Here is a 15548-nt window from a genome sequence, read left to right on the forward strand (position 1 = left end):
AAAAAAAGGAGTGAATTATGTACTTATCAAAATTTACTGACTATAGCTTTAGAATACTTATTTATTTAGGTAACCATCCAAATGAACTTTTTACAGTAGATGAACTATCCGATATTCTTGGTTTATCTACTCATCATATAAAAAAAATTGTATATAAATTAGCAAAAAACAACTATATATTATCCACAAAAGGACGTAACGGTGGAATAAAACTAGTTATGGATCCAAAAGATATAAACTTAGGACAACTGCTAGATATAACAGAAGACAATTTGAATATAGTAGAATGTTTTTCTAAAGAAAACAATACTTGTAAACTTACAAAACGTTGCAAATTAAAACCTATTTTAAACGAAGCTTTAATATCATTTAAAAATAAATTAAGTGAATACACTTTACAAGATATTCTTTAAAAATTTTTAGGAGGTTATATTTATGTATAAAGTAAAACATTTTAAGGATTTAGATGTAAATGAATTTTATGAAATAGCAAAAGCTAGATATGAGGTATTCGGATGTGAACAGAAAATTTTCCAAGAAAATGACTTCGACGATGTTGACAAAAACTGTTATCATATATTTCTTGAAGAAGAAAATGTAGTAATTGCTTATGCTAGGATAATTCCAAAGCCATTTAGTCCATATACAGATACATCTATAGGACGTGTGTTAGTTTTGAAAGACCATAGAGGTAAAAAGATTGCCCAAGAAATGATGGGCCATGCTATAAACTTTATAAAAACAGAACTAAATGAAAATAATATAACGCTTTCGGCTCAAGAATATATTAAAAATCTATATTCTTCACTTGGGTTTAAAGAAATTTCAGATACATATGATGAGTGTGGAATTCCTCACATTAAAATGAGACTCTAAGATTTATAAAAGGGCTGTATCAAAGTTTTAAATTACTTTTATACAGCCTTTTGTTAATTGTATATTATAATTGCTATTTTTTATATTTCCATAAATTTAAAATTATCTACATCAAACAAACCCTTATCAGTAATCTTTATATGTGGAATTACTGGAAGTGCTAAAAATGCTAAAGTCATAAATGGTTCAATATCTTTACTAACATTTAACTTTTCGTATGCTATAGATAGCATATTCTCTAAATTTTCACTTACATAGTTTATATCTTTGTCACTCATAAGACCTGCTATAGGTAAACTTAAACTTCCTAAAATTTCATTATTAGAAGATATAGATAAACCGCCTCCAATTTTTTTAATTTCATCAACAGCGTTAATAATATCTTCATCATTATCTCCAACAACAATTATATTGTGAGAATCATGTGCTACAGTAGACGCTATTGCTCCATTTTTCAATTTAAAGTTTTCTACAAGCCCTAATCCTATGCTCTTTTTATTAGTATGTCTTTCAATTACTACAAGTTTTAATATATCCACATTTTGATTAAATTTAAATACTCCATTTTCAACATCTACTTTTCTTATAAGTTTCTCTGTTACTAGATTATGTGGAAGTAGACCTATAACATTAGCTATATCTTTTTCTAGATTTATTTTTAAATCTTCTTTAGTAAGCTTATCTATATTTACAGTATTTGTAACATTTGAATTTTCTATTTCTCTAGTTTCAAACAATGCTTTTTTATCTTTTCCAACTAACTTACCATCTTTATAAACTTCTAATACATTAAACTCTTCTAAATTATCTACAACAACTATATCAGCTATATATCCTGGTGCAATAGCTCCTATATTTTGTAAATTATAACAATTTGCAACATTTATAGTCGCCATTTTTATAGCTATAATAGGATCTATATTGTTTTTAATTGCTAATCTTATATTATTATCTATATGTCCATTTTTAAGTATATCTTGTGGATGTTTGTCGTCTGTACAGAATAAACATCTTTGATAGTTGTTAATGTTAACCCCTTTTATTAAAGTCTCTAAATTTCTAGCAGCTGAACCTTCTCTAATCATTACATACATGCCTAGACTTATTTTTTCAATCATTTCCTCAACGGTTGAGCATTCATGATCTGTGCTTATTCCACTTAATATGTATCCATTTAATCCTTCATTACTTATATTTGGTATATGCCCATCTATATATTTTTTATATCTTTTTGCTAATTCTAATTTATCTGTAACTATCTTATCTTGATTAATAACGCCTGGATAGTTCATCATCTCCCCAAGTCCAAGTATTCTCTCATGATTTATATACTTTTCTAAATCTTTAGCTTCTAATCTAGCTCCTGAATTTTCAAAATCCGTTGCTGGAACGCAAGATGGTAGCATAGAATAAACACATAAAGGTAACTCTTCACTTGATTTTAGTATGTATTCTATTCCTTCTAGCCCACAAACATTAGCTATTTCATGAGGATCTGTTATTATAGTTGTTGTCCCCATTGGCACTATAGCTTTTGCAAACTCTGCTGGAGAAACCATGGATGACTCTATATGAACGTGAGGATCTATAAATCCTGGAGTTATGTATTTTCCATTTAAATCTATATTGTTTATTCCATCGTAACTTCCTATACCGACTACTATACCTTTTTCTATTGCAACATCAGCTTTTACTATTTCATGAGAAAATACATTGACTATATTTGCATTTTTTAAAACTAACTCTGATTTTTTATTTTTTATACTGTAATCTATTAACCCCATTTATGTCCTCCCTATACTTAATACCTTTAATTTATTAAAGCAAAAAGGCTTTAAAGTTTTTATTTCTAAATAAATTATTCTAATAATACACGTTTTATTTTTAATTGTCTATATAAAACTTAAATAATTTGTCAAATTTTCAGAAAAAGTTAAATTTTGTTTAAATTTTCAAAAGCTATCGTAAAATTCAAATTAATTTTTATACGATAGCTTTTTGTTTTCCTATTCTAGACTATTTAGAAAATCAATTATAGTTTGTTCCATATAACTTCCTTGTCTGTATAATTTTTTAGTCTTTATTTTTTCTACTTGATTGTCTCCAAATTCAACACTCCTAACATTACTTGGAAATTCTATAAATGATCCAAACTTTTCAAAATTACTGTCTAAATATATAAATATAGGTATTTTTACCCTACCATCATCACTGTGTTCTTTTATTATATCTTCATGCCCTTCTCTGCTTTGCAGTTTTAATCTTATCTTTGGATTTAGCTTTGTTATATAATCTATTACAGTTAAGTTTATTTGACAATCAGGACACCATAATTCTGAAAATCCAAGTATGTTAATTTCTTTATCAATTGATTTTATTTTTTCTATAGTATCTTGTGTTATTTTCATACTATCTCTATAATCTTTAGCTTTTTCTTGGTGTGCTAAGTCGGACTTGTAAAATTCTTGTTCAAAGCTATACCCTGACTCAAATAACTCTTTTAAACTCATTTAGTTTTCCTCCTAAAATTACTTGTTTTATTTATTAAAATATATGAAATAAAATTTTTTATTTTAGTATTTTTTTAATCAAAAATTTTACTAAATTTTATTTTTTTAAATATATTACATTATAAATGTCTAAAAAAACACCCTATATCCTAACTTACAAATTTGTAATTACAAAATTCTTTAATTTCATTGTAAAATAATATTTATTAAAACTTTTTTAGAAAGGATTTTTATATGTATATTTATATATTAATAATTTTAGCTTCTTTTTTATATGGAATTTTTCTATTCAGACAAGATAGTAGAAATTTCTTTGCAGGTATTTTATTAACTTTCGGTTCTTTAGGATTTTTATTTTTATTAGTTATGTATTTATCAGATATGTTCGATACAATCAGGTTACTAAGTATTTTTGCCGTTTATGCAGTCATACCATTATCTATAATTGGGATTGGTTTTTTTCTTATAAAAAATGGATATATAATGAAGCACAAAGAGGGTAGACGTTTAGCAAATTTACTATCCTTAATTTTAGGAGTAAATATTTTACTTATAGTTTCTTTAAGCTTACTTTTAATATTTCACGGATCTAAGTTAAATACCTATGCATATGCAACTATACTTACAATAATTTTGTTAGCAATATATTTTGGATTTTTATTCTTTAGTTACTTGGTTTACTCATATGCTTATCAAATGCTACCTGTAAATAAAAATTTAGACTATGTAATAGTCTTAGGGTCAGGTCTTATAGGAGATAAAGTTCCTCCTTTATTAAAAAGTAGACTTGATAAAGGTATTGAAATTTATAGTCAACAATTATCAAAAGGAAATCACACAAAAATAGTTGTCTCAGGTGGTCAAGGTTCTGATGAGATAGTTCCTGAAGCCGTTGCTATGAAAAAATATCTTGTATCACAAGGTATATCCGAGTTAGATATTTTAGTTGAAGATAAATCTACTACTACTTATGAAAACATGAAGTTTTCAAAAAATATAATGAATAATATATCTAAAAATTACTCATGTATATTTGTATCAAATAATTATCATGTTTTCAGAGCATCAATTTATGCAAGAAAAGCAGGACTAAAAGCAAATGGAGTTGGAGCGCCTACTGCATTTTATTTTTTACCTAGTGCATTAATTCGTGAATATATAGCTATTATAGTACTTTATAAAAAAATCAATTTACTAGCTATTGCATTTATCTTAATAGTAGTTGCATATTCTTTTATACCATTTCTTTATAATATGTAAATAGAAAAGATAGATTTGAAATTTCAAATCTATCTTTTTTATTTATATTTATTTATTAAACTTTTTTATAATTAAATATTTTTCATCATTAATTTTTATACTTTGCTCATATATAAATATGCAACTATTGCTAATAACAAGTTTATAGTTAAAAATGTTATAGTTCTATATAATAAATTTCCTGTAAAGTATCCAAAAACTTACTGGCTAAAAAAATCTTTTATAATCACTATAACAATCTATACAAACTTTTTTTCCACCTTGAAGGCGTATGAATTGTTCTGATGCTTTTTCTCCGCATATTTCACAAATTTCTGATACAAAAATCCTTGCCTTTTCTGGAATTTCTATATTAGTCTCCATAAATTCAAATAAATCCATTGGATTAGAGTTTAGTAAATATTTCTTATACTCATCTCTGTCTAAATTATTCGGTTTTAACTTTAAGACCAATCTTACAGATTTTTTATTTTTTCTATTGTAAAAGTGATATACACTTTTGCCTCTAAGTCTTATTAATAAGTTTCCCTTCCCTATTGTACAACCTAACATAACTTGAATAGCATCTAATCCACAAGCATCATTTTCAGCTATACAGACTATTTCTTCATCATTTAAAAAGTCAATGTCTAAATATTTTTGTGCAGCTTTTGATACTGCGTACCCAATTGCAAGACCTGGACACTCATGTCCATGAAATTCAACTACTTCTTCCCAAGTTTTCATAAAGTTACCTCCCCTAAAACTAAATAAAGTGTAATATAATTAATTTAATTATATTACACTTTATTTATATACTCAATTTATCTAAATAGCGTTTTTCAATTTATTCACAATAAATTTAACCCTATGTCGTATTTTTTGACATAGGGTTAATATATATAATTTAATCTCTTATAATTTCTTTATTTCCATTACATTTTTTTGAATACACTTTGCTCATATAAAAATAAATTGGAACTACTACTATCATTCCTCCAAGACCCCATACTATTTTCATAGGAGAGTCAATTCCAGCTTTTACTAATAATATTAAACTTACTATAACTGCAAATATTGGAACAAATGCTCCTCCAGGTATTTTAAAGTTTATTTCTTTACCTGCATATTTTTTTCTAAATATTAAAACAGCTAAGCAAGTAGGTATATATTGAATAAATCTAGATACAACACTAATTTGTGATAAAGTTGTAAATGAACCTGACCAAGCTATTATTAAAGTACCTATAACAGATACTATTATAGCTATATATGGAGCTTCATTTTTATTAGTTTTACCCATAGATTTTGGCATTAATCCTTGGTCAACTAAAGCTTTAGCTGATCTTGGTGTAAATATAGATGATGCAATATTTATACCACCGACAGAAATTATTGTACCAACTGTAATTATATATCCACCTACAGGACCCATAATCTTAGTAGCTGCATCAGCAACTGGGTTAGCTGCACCTCTTAATCCTTCTCCTAAAACACCTATACTTATAGCTAATACAAGTACATATACTACAGAAACAACAAACATTACCATAACCAAAGCTTTTGGTACATTTTTCTTAGGGTCTTCCATTTCTTTTGCTGCAACAGCTAAAGACTCAAATCCTGTAAATGCATAAAATAATAATATACTTACAGCAACAAACGCTGATGAAGTCGTTTGCCCTTGAGGTATTATTAAAAATGGTTTAAAGTTTGCACCTTTTATAAAAAATATTCCTACAGCTATAAATAATATTAATGGAACTAATTTTCCTACAGTCATTATATTATTTAACTTTTTAGATTGCTTCATTCCCATTAAGTTTATAGCTCCAAGTCCTATTACTAAAACTCCAATTATTATGTTTTTAGTTAATGGATCAGCTGCTTGAGGCCATACTGAAGATAATGTAACTGCAAAGAAATTTGCCATAGTAGCCCATGCAATCATACTTACTATCCATTTCATAAATCCAACTTCAAATCCGATAAAGTCACCAAATGCTTCTTTAGCATAAAGGTAAGGTCCTCCATCTTCGTCAAACCAGCTTCCTGCTTCTGCAAAGCATAGTGCAATAGATACCGCTAAAATCATACAAAATCCTAAAATTAATATACTTGCTGGACCTATATTTGAATAAGCTTCACCTGGAAGCCCAAATATACCAGAACCTATAATTGCATTTATACCTAGTAATACAATACTCCAAAACCCTAATTTCATACTTTTCTCCACTTTAATTCCTCCCAGTGTATTTATATTATGCTAAAATTTATTTTTACTTTGATGCTTCTTTTACTAATGCCATAAATATTTTTTGCATTTTTGAGCAATCTTTAGTCATCATTTCTGGATGCCATTGTATTCCTATCACAAAATCTTCGCCTTCTTTTTCTATAGCTTCAACTAAACCATCTTTTGCAGTCGCAGATACGATATATCCTGGAGCTATATTTTTTACTCCTAAGTGGTGGAAACTATTTACTAATACTTCTTTTTCTCCTAATATTTCATATAATCTTGTACCTTCTTTAATTTGAGCTGTATGAGTAGGTACATTTGATAAATGTTCTTGATTATGTTTTATATAAGAACCTTCAATTAAAGATAAGTCTTGGTATAAATCTCCGCCCTCACATACATTCAATATTTGTTCACCTCTACAGATGCCTAATATTGGCTTTTTCATTTCTAATGCAAATTTTAATAATTTCATATCAAAAGTATCTCTCTTTGGCATTATCCCACCTAATTTTATATGTGGTTCTTCATTCCACATTAAAGGATTCACATCGTGCCCCCCAGATAGAATTAGTGCATCTATATTAGATACTTGCTCCTTTATTAGTTCATCATCATAGACCATTGGAACTATATATGGTGTAGCTTTACACATAGCTACAGATTGAACATAGTCATTGTTCACATAAGCTCTTTCGTATCCCGGAAACATACCGCCTTCATCGACTAATAAGCTTCCTGATATACCAACTACTGGATATTTCTTGTTTGTCATTTCATTCACTCCTATAATTTAAATTTTAAAATAAAAAAATGCTACTGCCTTTTTATAAAGCAAGTAGCATGCCAAAACTATTTTTATTTAAATTTTAAATTTAAATAAAAGAAATCGTTATCAATTTAGTTAGTGTTTTTAACTGTTTCATTATTTAAACTATTTTTATTAATAAAATTTTTTTACTAATGATATCTTTTAAATTTAATAGATTCCTTCAACTTAATAGGTTAATTAGGAATTTTTATTTTCCTATTTCAGTGCCTATTAAAGACTATCTAATATACAAATTCCTTTTTCGCTTAGTTCACTTCCTCTTCTTCCTACTTCAGAGTTTATTAAGTCTAATTCTTTCAATATACTTAAAATACCTCTAACCTCACCTTCAGTTATAATCATGCCTTCCTCGTTTAATCTATTAACGATTGTATTTCTTCCCACACATTTATTTAATAAATTTTCTTCTCTTATAAGACTCATAACTTTTCTTGATTTATCTATATTTGTTTTATCTTTTAAAATCTTAATTTCTTGACTATAATCAATTTTCATATTAGTAAGATTATGTGGTAAATCGCAAGTTTTAACTTTATCATCCGTACACATTATATCAATGTACATAGCTGTGTTTTTTAGCTCTCTAATATTTCCTGGCCATGGATATTTATTTAAAATTTCTTTAGCTTCATCACTTATATGCCTTTTCTTTTTCATAAAATAATTTAGCATCATAGATATATCTTCTTTTCTTTCTCTTAAAGACGGAATATTTATAGGTAATACATTTATCCTATAATATAGATCGGCTCTAAATTTCTCTTGTCTTATCATTTCTAATAAATTTTTATTGGTTGCAGCTATAACTCTAACATCAATATCAATTACACTTTCTCCTCCAACTCTCATAACTTGATTTTCTTGGAGAACTCTAAGCAGTTTAGTTTGTAAATATATTGGCATGTCCCCTATTTCATCTAAAAATATAGTTCCGTTATGAGCTTGTTCAAACAAACCTTTTTTCCCACCTTTTAAAGCTCCTGTAAATGCACCTTCTTCATATCCAAACAATTCACTTTCTAATAAATTTTCTGGCATAGCTGCGCAGTTTATAGCTATAAATGGCTGTTTAGATCTTAATGATTCATTATGTATAGATTGTGCCATTAACTCTTTTCCCGTTCCACTTTCCCCTGTAATTAAAACTGTATAATCTGATTTTGAAATCTTTTTACCTAAATCTTTTGATTTTTTCATCTTGATTGATTCAGTTTTTATATCATTAAAATTATATCTAGCAACTTGTCCCTTATCTCTTAACTTTTTACTTAAGTTTTGTTCTAACTTTTTTATATAAGTTATTTCTTGAATACAGTAATACGACCCTGTAACTTTTCCAAAACTTTCTATATCATATTTGTTTATATTTAAATATTTGTTTTTATACTTTATAACTTCATCTTTTATTTTATCTAAATCAAAAATAAATTTAATATCTTTGCTTTTTATTTCACTTATTTTTTTACCTACTAGCGAATCTTCAATATCTAATATATTTTTTAAACTTTGATTGCAAATTAATATCTCTTCTTTATTTGATATGACAGCCATTCCATTACTAGATAAATTTATTATTGAGCTCAGCTCTTCGTTTTTTATAGTAAGTTCTTTATATTTAGTGTTTACTCCAGAATATAAACTAATTACCTCATCTGAGTATTTCATTAGTCTTTCTGTAACATCTTTATCATCTATATTTAATTTAGCTATTATTTGTAAAAATGTAGAACTATCTATGTGTCTATGCCCAAGATCAATTACTTCATCAATATAACTAGGAACTAAGTTAACTTCTCCTGGAGTAACTGCAACCTTTATATCCTTATATTCTTTATTTGAATCATAAGGTATGAAATTTAAATGATTTATACCTACATTATATAAAGTAGATATTGTTTCAAGCACAGTAGATTCATTATCATTTACAACTAATACATCAATTCCTTCGGGTAAAGAAAATAACTTATAAACATCTTTTTGCTTTATACTTCTATTTATTTTTATTATTTTTTTAGTATCTTTAACATATTCTTTTATCCTTAAAGCTCTATTGTCTATCATTGCAAGAACTACATCACCTTTAATTATTTCCTTATTTGATAATTTGTTAAGGTAATAGTTTTTAATTTTCACTTTATCTTTAAAAATCAACTCTATATTTTCATTTAAAAATAATTCTAATTTTGACATCCCATCTGTCACTACAGCTATAGTTTTCATTAAGTAAACTCCTTTTAACTTTTACGTAGTATTGTTATCCTTATTATATTATAAAAACAAATAAAAACCATATTGATTATTTTCATCAATATGGTTTTTATTTGTTTTTAATAATTTATTATGTTCCACAATAAGTTCTATAAGCACAACTTGAAGGCTTAGGCAATTTTGCATATTCCTCTTGATCTTTAGAATGTTCATATGGTTTTTCAAGTACAGTTATAAGTTTTTTAAAGAAAGTAAAATCACCTTTATCAGCAGCTTCTAAAGCTTCTTCTACTCTATGATTTCTTGGTATTACTGCTGGATTTGATTTTTTCATTAACTTAAAAACTTCATCTTGAGAATTTTCTTGTCTTTTTAATCTTTCTTTCCATAAGTTGTACCAAGATTTAAATTCTTCACTATCAAACATTCCTTTTTTATTAATATTATTAAATGTTAATGCTATAAAAGTGTTAGTAAAATCTTCACTATATTTTTCCATAATACTAAGTAAATCTTCTATCAATGCTTTGTCTTGTAATTCTTCATCGAATAATCCTAATTTGAATCTCATATTTTTAATCCAATTTAAATAATAAATTTCTGAGAAATCAGAAATAGCATCTTGCGCAATTTTTATAGCTTCATTTTTATCATCACTTATTAACGGCAATAGAGTTTCAGCAAATCTACATAAATTCCATTCAGCCATATTTGGTTGATTTTCATATGAATATCTTCCATATCTATCAATAGAGCTAAAAACAGTATCTGGATTATAATTATCCATAAATGCACAAGGTCCATAGTCAATACTCTCTCCACTTATAGTCATATTATCAGTATTCATAACCCCATGGATAAATCCAATACTTTGCCATTTAGCAACAAGTTTAGCATGAGCATTTATCACTTCTTTAAGTAAGTTAATATATTTATCTTCATCATGTTTTATATGTGAGTAATGTCTATTGATTGTATAATCAGCCAACTCTCTAACTAAGTTGACTCCTCCATAATTTAGAGCATATTCAAATGTTCCAAATCTAATATGACTAGAAGCTACACGTGTTAAAATTGCTCCTTTTTTTATATTTTCACGAATCACAGATTCTCCAGTTTTTATTACTGCTAGACTTCGAGTTGTTGGAACTCCAAGACCGTACATAGCTTCACTTATTATATATTCACGAAGCATCGGCCCAAGAACAGCTCTACCATCTCCTCCTCTAGAGTAAGGTGTTTTACCAGAGCCTTTAAGCTGAATATCAAATCTATTTCCTGATGGATTTATTTGCTCTCCTATCAGCAATGCTCTCCCATCTCCTAGCATTGTAAAATGTCCAAATTGATGTCCTGCATATGCTTGAGCTATAAAAGCACCTTCGTCTATCTTTTTATTTCCTGAAAGTAATTCTACTCCATCCTTACTTTTAAGGTTATCTATATTTAACCCTAAAAATTTAGCTAAAGAATCATTTAGAATAACTAAGCTAGGTGAAGGTACTGGATTTAAATTTATTTTGCTATAAAAAAAGTCTGGTAAATTCATGTAACTATTATTTAAATTCCATCCTGTTTCTATATTTTTTTTATTATTTTCCATTTTTTCTCCTTACTATAAATAATTAATTTTATAAATATAAGATACCCTTATTTACAGTTTTAAATTAGATATTTTAAATTTTCTAAATAAACTAAAAATATGTAATTTATGTTTTTATAAATTAAAAGCTTTCAAAAAAACCTTTACATAGTAATTTTTTAAGACTATAATGATTTTGAAGTTGCAAATTTATTATTATTTAAAATTAAATATATTTAACTAGGGGTGCCACTTTTGGCTGAGAGATGGATTTATACCATTAACCCTTTGAACCTGAAGTAGTTAGAACTACCGTAGGAAAGTTATTTTCTTCAAGATTATGATTATGACTATATTTTTTAGTCTATTTTATAATATTTCGTAAAGAAGCTTTATCTTATGGTAAAGCTTCTTTTTTATTTTTTAATAAAATATAAAGTAAAGGGGATTTAAAAATGAATTACACAACTCAAATGGATGCTGCTAAAAAAGGTATTACTACAAAGGAAATGGAAATAGTAGCTAAAAAAGAAAATATGGATATAGAAGTTTTAAAAAACTTAATTGCAAATGGACAAATAGTCATTCCAGCTAATAAAAATCATAAGTCTTTAAACCCTGAAGGTGTTGGGAAAAACCTAAGAACAAAAATTAATGTAAACTTGGGTATATCTAAGGATTGCTATGACATTGATGAAGAAATGAAAAAAGTTCAATTAGCTTTAGATATGAACGCTGAGGCTATAATGGATTTAAGCTCTTTTGAAAATAAGAGGTACAACTTGTAAAAAAATAGTATATCTTCTTAAAAATGCAGGTGCAAAAGAAATTCATTATAGAGTCGCTTCGCCTATAGTTACATCCCCTTGTTGTTTAGGTATAAATACATCAAAATCTGAACTTATAGGTTCAGCTATGACTTTAAATGAAATTGCAAATTTCATAGGTTCTGATAGCTTGGGGTATCTAAGTATATCAGGATTTTTAAATGTACTACCTAAAAATAAAACTACATGTTTAAAATGTTTTTTATAATTATGTAAATAAAAAAGGAAGTAATTTAAATTACTTCCTTTTTAAAATTAATTAGCTATTAATTTTGCTAAAGATACAATTACAATTAGATGTATTGGATAGAACCAATAAAACATCCATTTTATAAACTTATTGCTTAATCCTAACTTACCATTGTACATAAGTATCGGAATTATTGCAAATACCATCATCCATTGATAATCCCATAATGTTGCTGCTTCTATAAAATTTGGACCCATTGCACTCATCAAAACAAATAATCCCATTGCAATGTATAATATAGACATAATAAGTTTTTTATCTCTAAAGAAATAAAATATTAATACCATAGCTACTCCAAATATAGACGACTCAGTAAATAACCCACCTATAACCATGAATACAATAGCTAGTAAAGCTCCTATTACTCTCTTAGTTAACTCATTTTCTTTATTTTTAGCTGTATCTATTCCTACAAGCATTACTAAAGCGCATCCTATTGATAAGAAAATATTGTTATGAATTCCAATTAAAAAATCTACCCCTATCATAACTACTCCCATTGAAAAAACTCTAGTTATATATTTAGTCCTGCTTCTCGTATAGAAAAATCCTTCTACTATCAGATAAAAGAATATTGGTGATGCTAATTTACCTAAGTATCCAAACCATATAGGAATGTCAACACCAGCAGGGCTAAAATAAGTATATATATGATCCATCGCCATAAATATAATTGCCATAATTTTTAGTGTAAAGCTACTGAACTTTTGCATATTTTTTCTCCTTTGATTTCTACTTCATATGTTAATTCTTTTGTATATTCGTATATAAGATTATCATAAGTATATTTTTATTAATATTTATATATCTTTCATAAACATTACATTTTTGAAAGAAAAAAACATGTTGAAATATTCAACATGTTTTTCTTTATTAATATTTATAAAATGGAAAAATATTCAACTATATATGAATACATTTGATCTCCTAATGTTACATAGTAATATGCTGGAGTAAGATAATCAGATTCAAACAATTTTTTTGCGTCAGGATTATTTTTATCTAATTGTCTTAATAAGTTTTGCTGTTGTCTCAAACTTATTATATAACTATCAGCTATAAATTGAATTTGCTCTGAGAAATACAAATCAGCAAAAGAATTCTTATAATTAACTCTATGAGTTTCTAAATCATTTCTTACTGAATTAAGCTCTGTTAAATATGCACTTATATACTTATTTGCATGTTTTAAACCCTCCGAATCTAAATCAGCCTTAATATTGATTGTACTCATATTTTCTCTAATTCTCTTTAACTCCTCAAGTTCATTAATTAGTTGTTCTTTACCTTGCAAGTTTTCCACTTTAGGATAATATCTACCTTCTGCAAATGTAATTTGTGAAGAAAAGGGTGTTATAAAAATACTAACTAAAATAATAATAAGTAACTTTTTAATCATATATATGTCTACTCCTTTATAAATGCTATTTATTTTAATATTGCCCAAAGTTTATATATATCATGCTCAAGTTTGATTCGTAATAGTTTATCCACAAATATTAATTAAATATATTTTACTTAATATTAAAAAATAAAGCACATCGATTTTTTATCAATGTGCTTTAATAACTTACAATGTTGGAGCTTGATTATTCATTGAGTATCCATCATCTCTAACATCATTCATATCAATAGTTTCTTCCTTAACTTTAACCTTACTAAGTTTTTTAACTGCTCCATAAGGCTCTTTTAAAGACAATTTATCTCCTCTTCCAGATATAACCCATAAAATTTTATATCCTATAGGAATTGTCTGTAATCTATCTTCACCTTTGCCATCTGTAAAATACACCAATAAGTTAACTTTTTTATTATTAGCATACCTAAACACTGGCGAAAACTTAGTTCCACCTCTTATTTTAAGTCTATCTTTTATATCTTTATAAGATTTAACTTTATAAGTTCTTTTAATTTCATTATCGCATTCAATTATAGTAATTTCTTGATTGTAATTTTTAACTATGTTAAGTACTTCCTTAATAGCTTGCTTAAATTCTTCATCGCTAATGCTTCCACTTATATCAAGTGCAACTGCTATTTCTGCTTTATGCCCTCTAAGTTCGCCTCTTAAGTCCAATCTATTTGGCTGTCTTCTATTTCGTCTTGTTATAGTCTTCTTTTTATTACTTTCAACTGTTCCCATCAATTTTTTTAAATATAAATTCCATGGTAATTCACCTTTACTATTTTTAAGAGCTGATATAATTTCTTCTAAATAGTCTGGAAGTTTTCCTTTTTGAGCATTATTAACAAATTTTTCAGTAAATTCTTTAAAAGTTCTTTCTTCGATATCTTCTGAGTCTTCCCATATATCATGAGTATGTTCAGGACTAAATTCAGTTTCTATATCTTCTCCTACATTACTATCATCTACTTCACCTTCATCATCTTGTTCCATCAAGTTAAGTTCAGTCTGAATATTTTCAACATAATATTCAAATGTTTCATATGGCTCAAGCTTCATAGAATATTTTACATTTACTGATTCTAAAGTTGTAGCATATGGAGGTAGGTTATTTAAAAACTTATTTACTACTATATCCATAGCCATGTTTATAGCTAATGTGCTGTAATTTCCTTTTAGCTTTTTAGCTCTTAGTAAATGCATTGATACTACGTGAAGAATTTCATGTTTTATTGTACTTTCCATTTGTCTCATGTTCAGGTTTAAAAATATTAAAGGATTAAAATATATAATATACTTTGCACCTTTAAAGTTTACAGCAGTGGGACTACTGATATCAAATCTTATTTCCCTTCCCATCTGAAATAAAAAATATCCATAGAAGTTATCTTTATCTTCCATGATGCTTAAGCTAACTTTATCTACAAGTTTAAAAAATTCATTTTTAAAGTCTTTTGGTACATCTAGCTCAAATTTTTCGCCTTTACGGTTAGCTTTTAACATAGAAAATTGATTAATTATTTCATTTGCTCTATAATAAAGACCTTCTGTTTGTTTAATAAAATAATTTTCCATGC

At 26.9% G+C, this 15548-nt stretch carries 14 protein-coding genes, 1 pseudogene and 1 riboswitch; of the genes and pseudogenes, 5 read left to right on the forward strand and 10 right to left on the reverse strand.

The window, feature by feature from the left end; genetic code table 11:
• Window positions 1–17: 17 nt before the first annotated feature.
• Both ACN6I1_RS08015 and ACN6I1_RS08020 read left to right on the forward strand, forming a co-directional pair.
• The gene (locus ACN6I1_RS08015; RefSeq protein ID WP_419741538.1) at window positions 18–413 is read left to right on the forward strand and encodes an RrF2 family transcriptional regulator; all 396 of its coding nucleotides are present in this window, start codon (window positions 18–20) and stop codon (window positions 411–413) included.
• Window positions 414–435: 22 nt separating this feature from the next.
• Window positions 436–876 carry a GNAT family N-acetyltransferase gene (locus ACN6I1_RS08020; protein WP_419741539.1) on the forward strand — a complete coding sequence of 147 codons (441 nt, stop codon included), beginning with the start codon at window positions 436–438 and terminating at the stop codon, window positions 874–876.
• 80 nt (window positions 877–956) lie between these two features.
• Here ACN6I1_RS08020 and ade read toward each other — a convergent pair whose 3' ends face one another.
• Window positions 957–2660, reverse strand: coding sequence for an adenine deaminase (gene ade, locus ACN6I1_RS08025; protein WP_419741540.1), 1704 nt, complete (start codon window positions 2658–2660; stop codon window positions 957–959).
• Between the two features lie 222 nt (window positions 2661–2882).
• A complete protein-coding gene (locus ACN6I1_RS08030; protein ID WP_419741541.1) occupies window positions 2883–3386 on the reverse strand; it encodes a thioredoxin family protein in 504 nt (167 codons plus the stop codon).
• Window positions 3387–3620: 234 nt separating this feature from the next.
• Between ACN6I1_RS08030 and ACN6I1_RS08035 the strand changes: the two genes are divergently transcribed.
• On the forward strand, window positions 3621–4646 hold the full coding sequence (locus ACN6I1_RS08035) for a YdcF family protein (RefSeq protein ID WP_419741542.1): 1026 nt from the start codon (window positions 3621–3623) through the stop codon (window positions 4644–4646).
• A gap of 207 nt (window positions 4647–4853) precedes the next feature.
• Here the strand turns inward: ACN6I1_RS08035 and ACN6I1_RS08040 are convergent, their stop codons facing one another.
• From ACN6I1_RS08040 to ACN6I1_RS08060, 5 genes are all read right to left on the reverse strand, one after another.
• Window positions 4854–5372 carry an FmdE family protein gene (locus ACN6I1_RS08040; protein WP_419741543.1) on the reverse strand — a complete coding sequence of 173 codons (519 nt, stop codon included), beginning with the start codon at window positions 5370–5372 and terminating at the stop codon, window positions 4854–4856.
• A 160-nt stretch (window positions 5373–5532) separates the two neighbouring features.
• A complete protein-coding gene (locus ACN6I1_RS08045; protein ID WP_021430452.1) occupies window positions 5533–6861 on the reverse strand; it encodes an APC family permease in 1329 nt (442 codons plus the stop codon).
• A gap of 43 nt (window positions 6862–6904) precedes the next feature.
• The gene (locus ACN6I1_RS08050; RefSeq protein ID WP_419741544.1) at window positions 6905–7642 is read right to left on the reverse strand and encodes a gamma-glutamyl-gamma-aminobutyrate hydrolase family protein; all 738 of its coding nucleotides are present in this window, start codon (window positions 7640–7642) and stop codon (window positions 6905–6907) included.
• 267 nt (window positions 7643–7909) lie between these two features.
• Window positions 7910–9919 carry a sigma 54-interacting transcriptional regulator gene (locus tag ACN6I1_RS08055; protein ID WP_419741545.1) on the reverse strand — a complete coding sequence of 670 codons (2010 nt, stop codon included), beginning with the start codon at window positions 9917–9919 and terminating at the stop codon, window positions 7910–7912.
• Between the two features lie 118 nt (window positions 9920–10037).
• Window positions 10038–11510, reverse strand: a complete 1473-nt coding sequence (locus tag ACN6I1_RS08060) for a protein adenylyltransferase SelO (RefSeq protein WP_419741546.1) — start codon at window positions 11508–11510, stop codon at window positions 10038–10040.
• 211 nt (window positions 11511–11721) lie between these two features.
• Window positions 11722–11827: riboswitch (TPP riboswitch) on the forward strand.
• A gap of 117 nt (window positions 11828–11944) precedes the next feature.
• Between ACN6I1_RS08060 and ACN6I1_RS08065 the strand changes: the two are divergent.
• Both ACN6I1_RS08065 and ACN6I1_RS08070 read left to right on the forward strand, forming a co-directional pair.
• Window positions 11945–12253, forward strand: a pseudogene (locus ACN6I1_RS08065) (phosphomethylpyrimidine synthase ThiC); the annotation flags it as partial.
• Complete coding sequence (locus tag ACN6I1_RS08070; RefSeq protein ID WP_419741547.1) at window positions 12252–12524, forward strand: hypothetical protein; 273 nt, start codon at window positions 12252–12254, stop codon at window positions 12522–12524. The pseudogene ACN6I1_RS08065 and the gene ACN6I1_RS08070, both read left to right, overlap by 2 nt.
• Before the next feature lie 47 nt (window positions 12525–12571).
• Here ACN6I1_RS08070 and ACN6I1_RS08075 read toward each other — a convergent pair whose 3' ends face one another.
• The 3 genes from ACN6I1_RS08075 to ACN6I1_RS08085 all read right to left on the reverse strand — a co-directional run bounded on the left by ACN6I1_RS08075 (window position 12572) and on the right by ACN6I1_RS08085 (window position 15546).
• On the reverse strand, window positions 12572–13279 hold the full coding sequence (locus ACN6I1_RS08075; protein ID WP_419741548.1) for a TraX family protein: 708 nt from the start codon (window positions 13277–13279) through the stop codon (window positions 12572–12574).
• A gap of 167 nt (window positions 13280–13446) precedes the next feature.
• On the reverse strand, window positions 13447–13965 hold the full coding sequence (locus ACN6I1_RS08080) for a hypothetical protein (RefSeq protein WP_419741549.1): 519 nt from the start codon (window positions 13963–13965) through the stop codon (window positions 13447–13449).
• Between the two features lie 171 nt (window positions 13966–14136).
• Entirely contained in the window at window positions 14137–15546 is a 1410-nt protein-coding gene (locus ACN6I1_RS08085) for a VWA-like domain-containing protein (RefSeq protein WP_419741550.1), read from the reverse strand.
• Between the last annotated feature and the right edge of the window lie 2 nt (window positions 15547–15548).

This window comes from Paraclostridium dentum, from assembly GCF_048568265.1.
Taxonomy (GTDB): Bacteria; Bacillota; Clostridia; order Peptostreptococcales; family Peptostreptococcaceae; genus Paraclostridium; species Paraclostridium dentum.

Coding starts and splice junctions, on each gene's coding strand:
- ACN6I1_RS08015 (WP_419741538.1), top strand. CDS start 18: ATGTACTTATCAAAATTTACTGACTATAGCTTTAGAATACTTATTTAT.
- ACN6I1_RS08020 (WP_419741539.1), top strand. CDS start 436: ATGTATAAAGTAAAACATTTTAAGGATTTAGATGTAAATGAATTTTAT.
- ade (WP_419741540.1), bottom strand. CDS start 2,660: ATGGGGTTAATAGATTACAGTATAAAAAATAAAAAATCAGAGTTAGTT.
- ACN6I1_RS08030 (WP_419741541.1), bottom strand. CDS start 3,386: ATGAGTTTAAAAGAGTTATTTGAGTCAGGGTATAGCTTTGAACAAGAA.
- ACN6I1_RS08035 (WP_419741542.1), top strand. CDS start 3,621: ATGTATATTTATATATTAATAATTTTAGCTTCTTTTTTATATGGAATT.
- ACN6I1_RS08040 (WP_419741543.1), bottom strand. CDS start 5,372: ATGAAAACTTGGGAAGAAGTAGTTGAATTTCATGGACATGAGTGTCCA.
- ACN6I1_RS08050 (WP_419741544.1), bottom strand. CDS start 7,642: ATGACAAACAAGAAATATCCAGTAGTTGGTATATCAGGAAGCTTATTA.
- ACN6I1_RS08055 (WP_419741545.1), bottom strand. CDS start 9,919: ATGAAAACTATAGCTGTAGTGACAGATGGGATGTCAAAATTAGAATTA.
- ACN6I1_RS08060 (WP_419741546.1), bottom strand. CDS start 11,510: ATGGAAAATAATAAAAAAAATATAGAAACAGGATGGAATTTAAATAAT.
- ACN6I1_RS08075 (WP_419741548.1), bottom strand. CDS start 13,279: ATGCAAAAGTTCAGTAGCTTTACACTAAAAATTATGGCAATTATATTT.
- ACN6I1_RS08080 (WP_419741549.1), bottom strand. CDS start 13,965: ATGATTAAAAAGTTACTTATTATTATTTTAGTTAGTATTTTTATAACA.
- ACN6I1_RS08085 (WP_419741550.1), bottom strand. CDS start 15,546: ATGGAAAATTATTTTATTAAACAAACAGAAGGTCTTTATTATAGAGCA.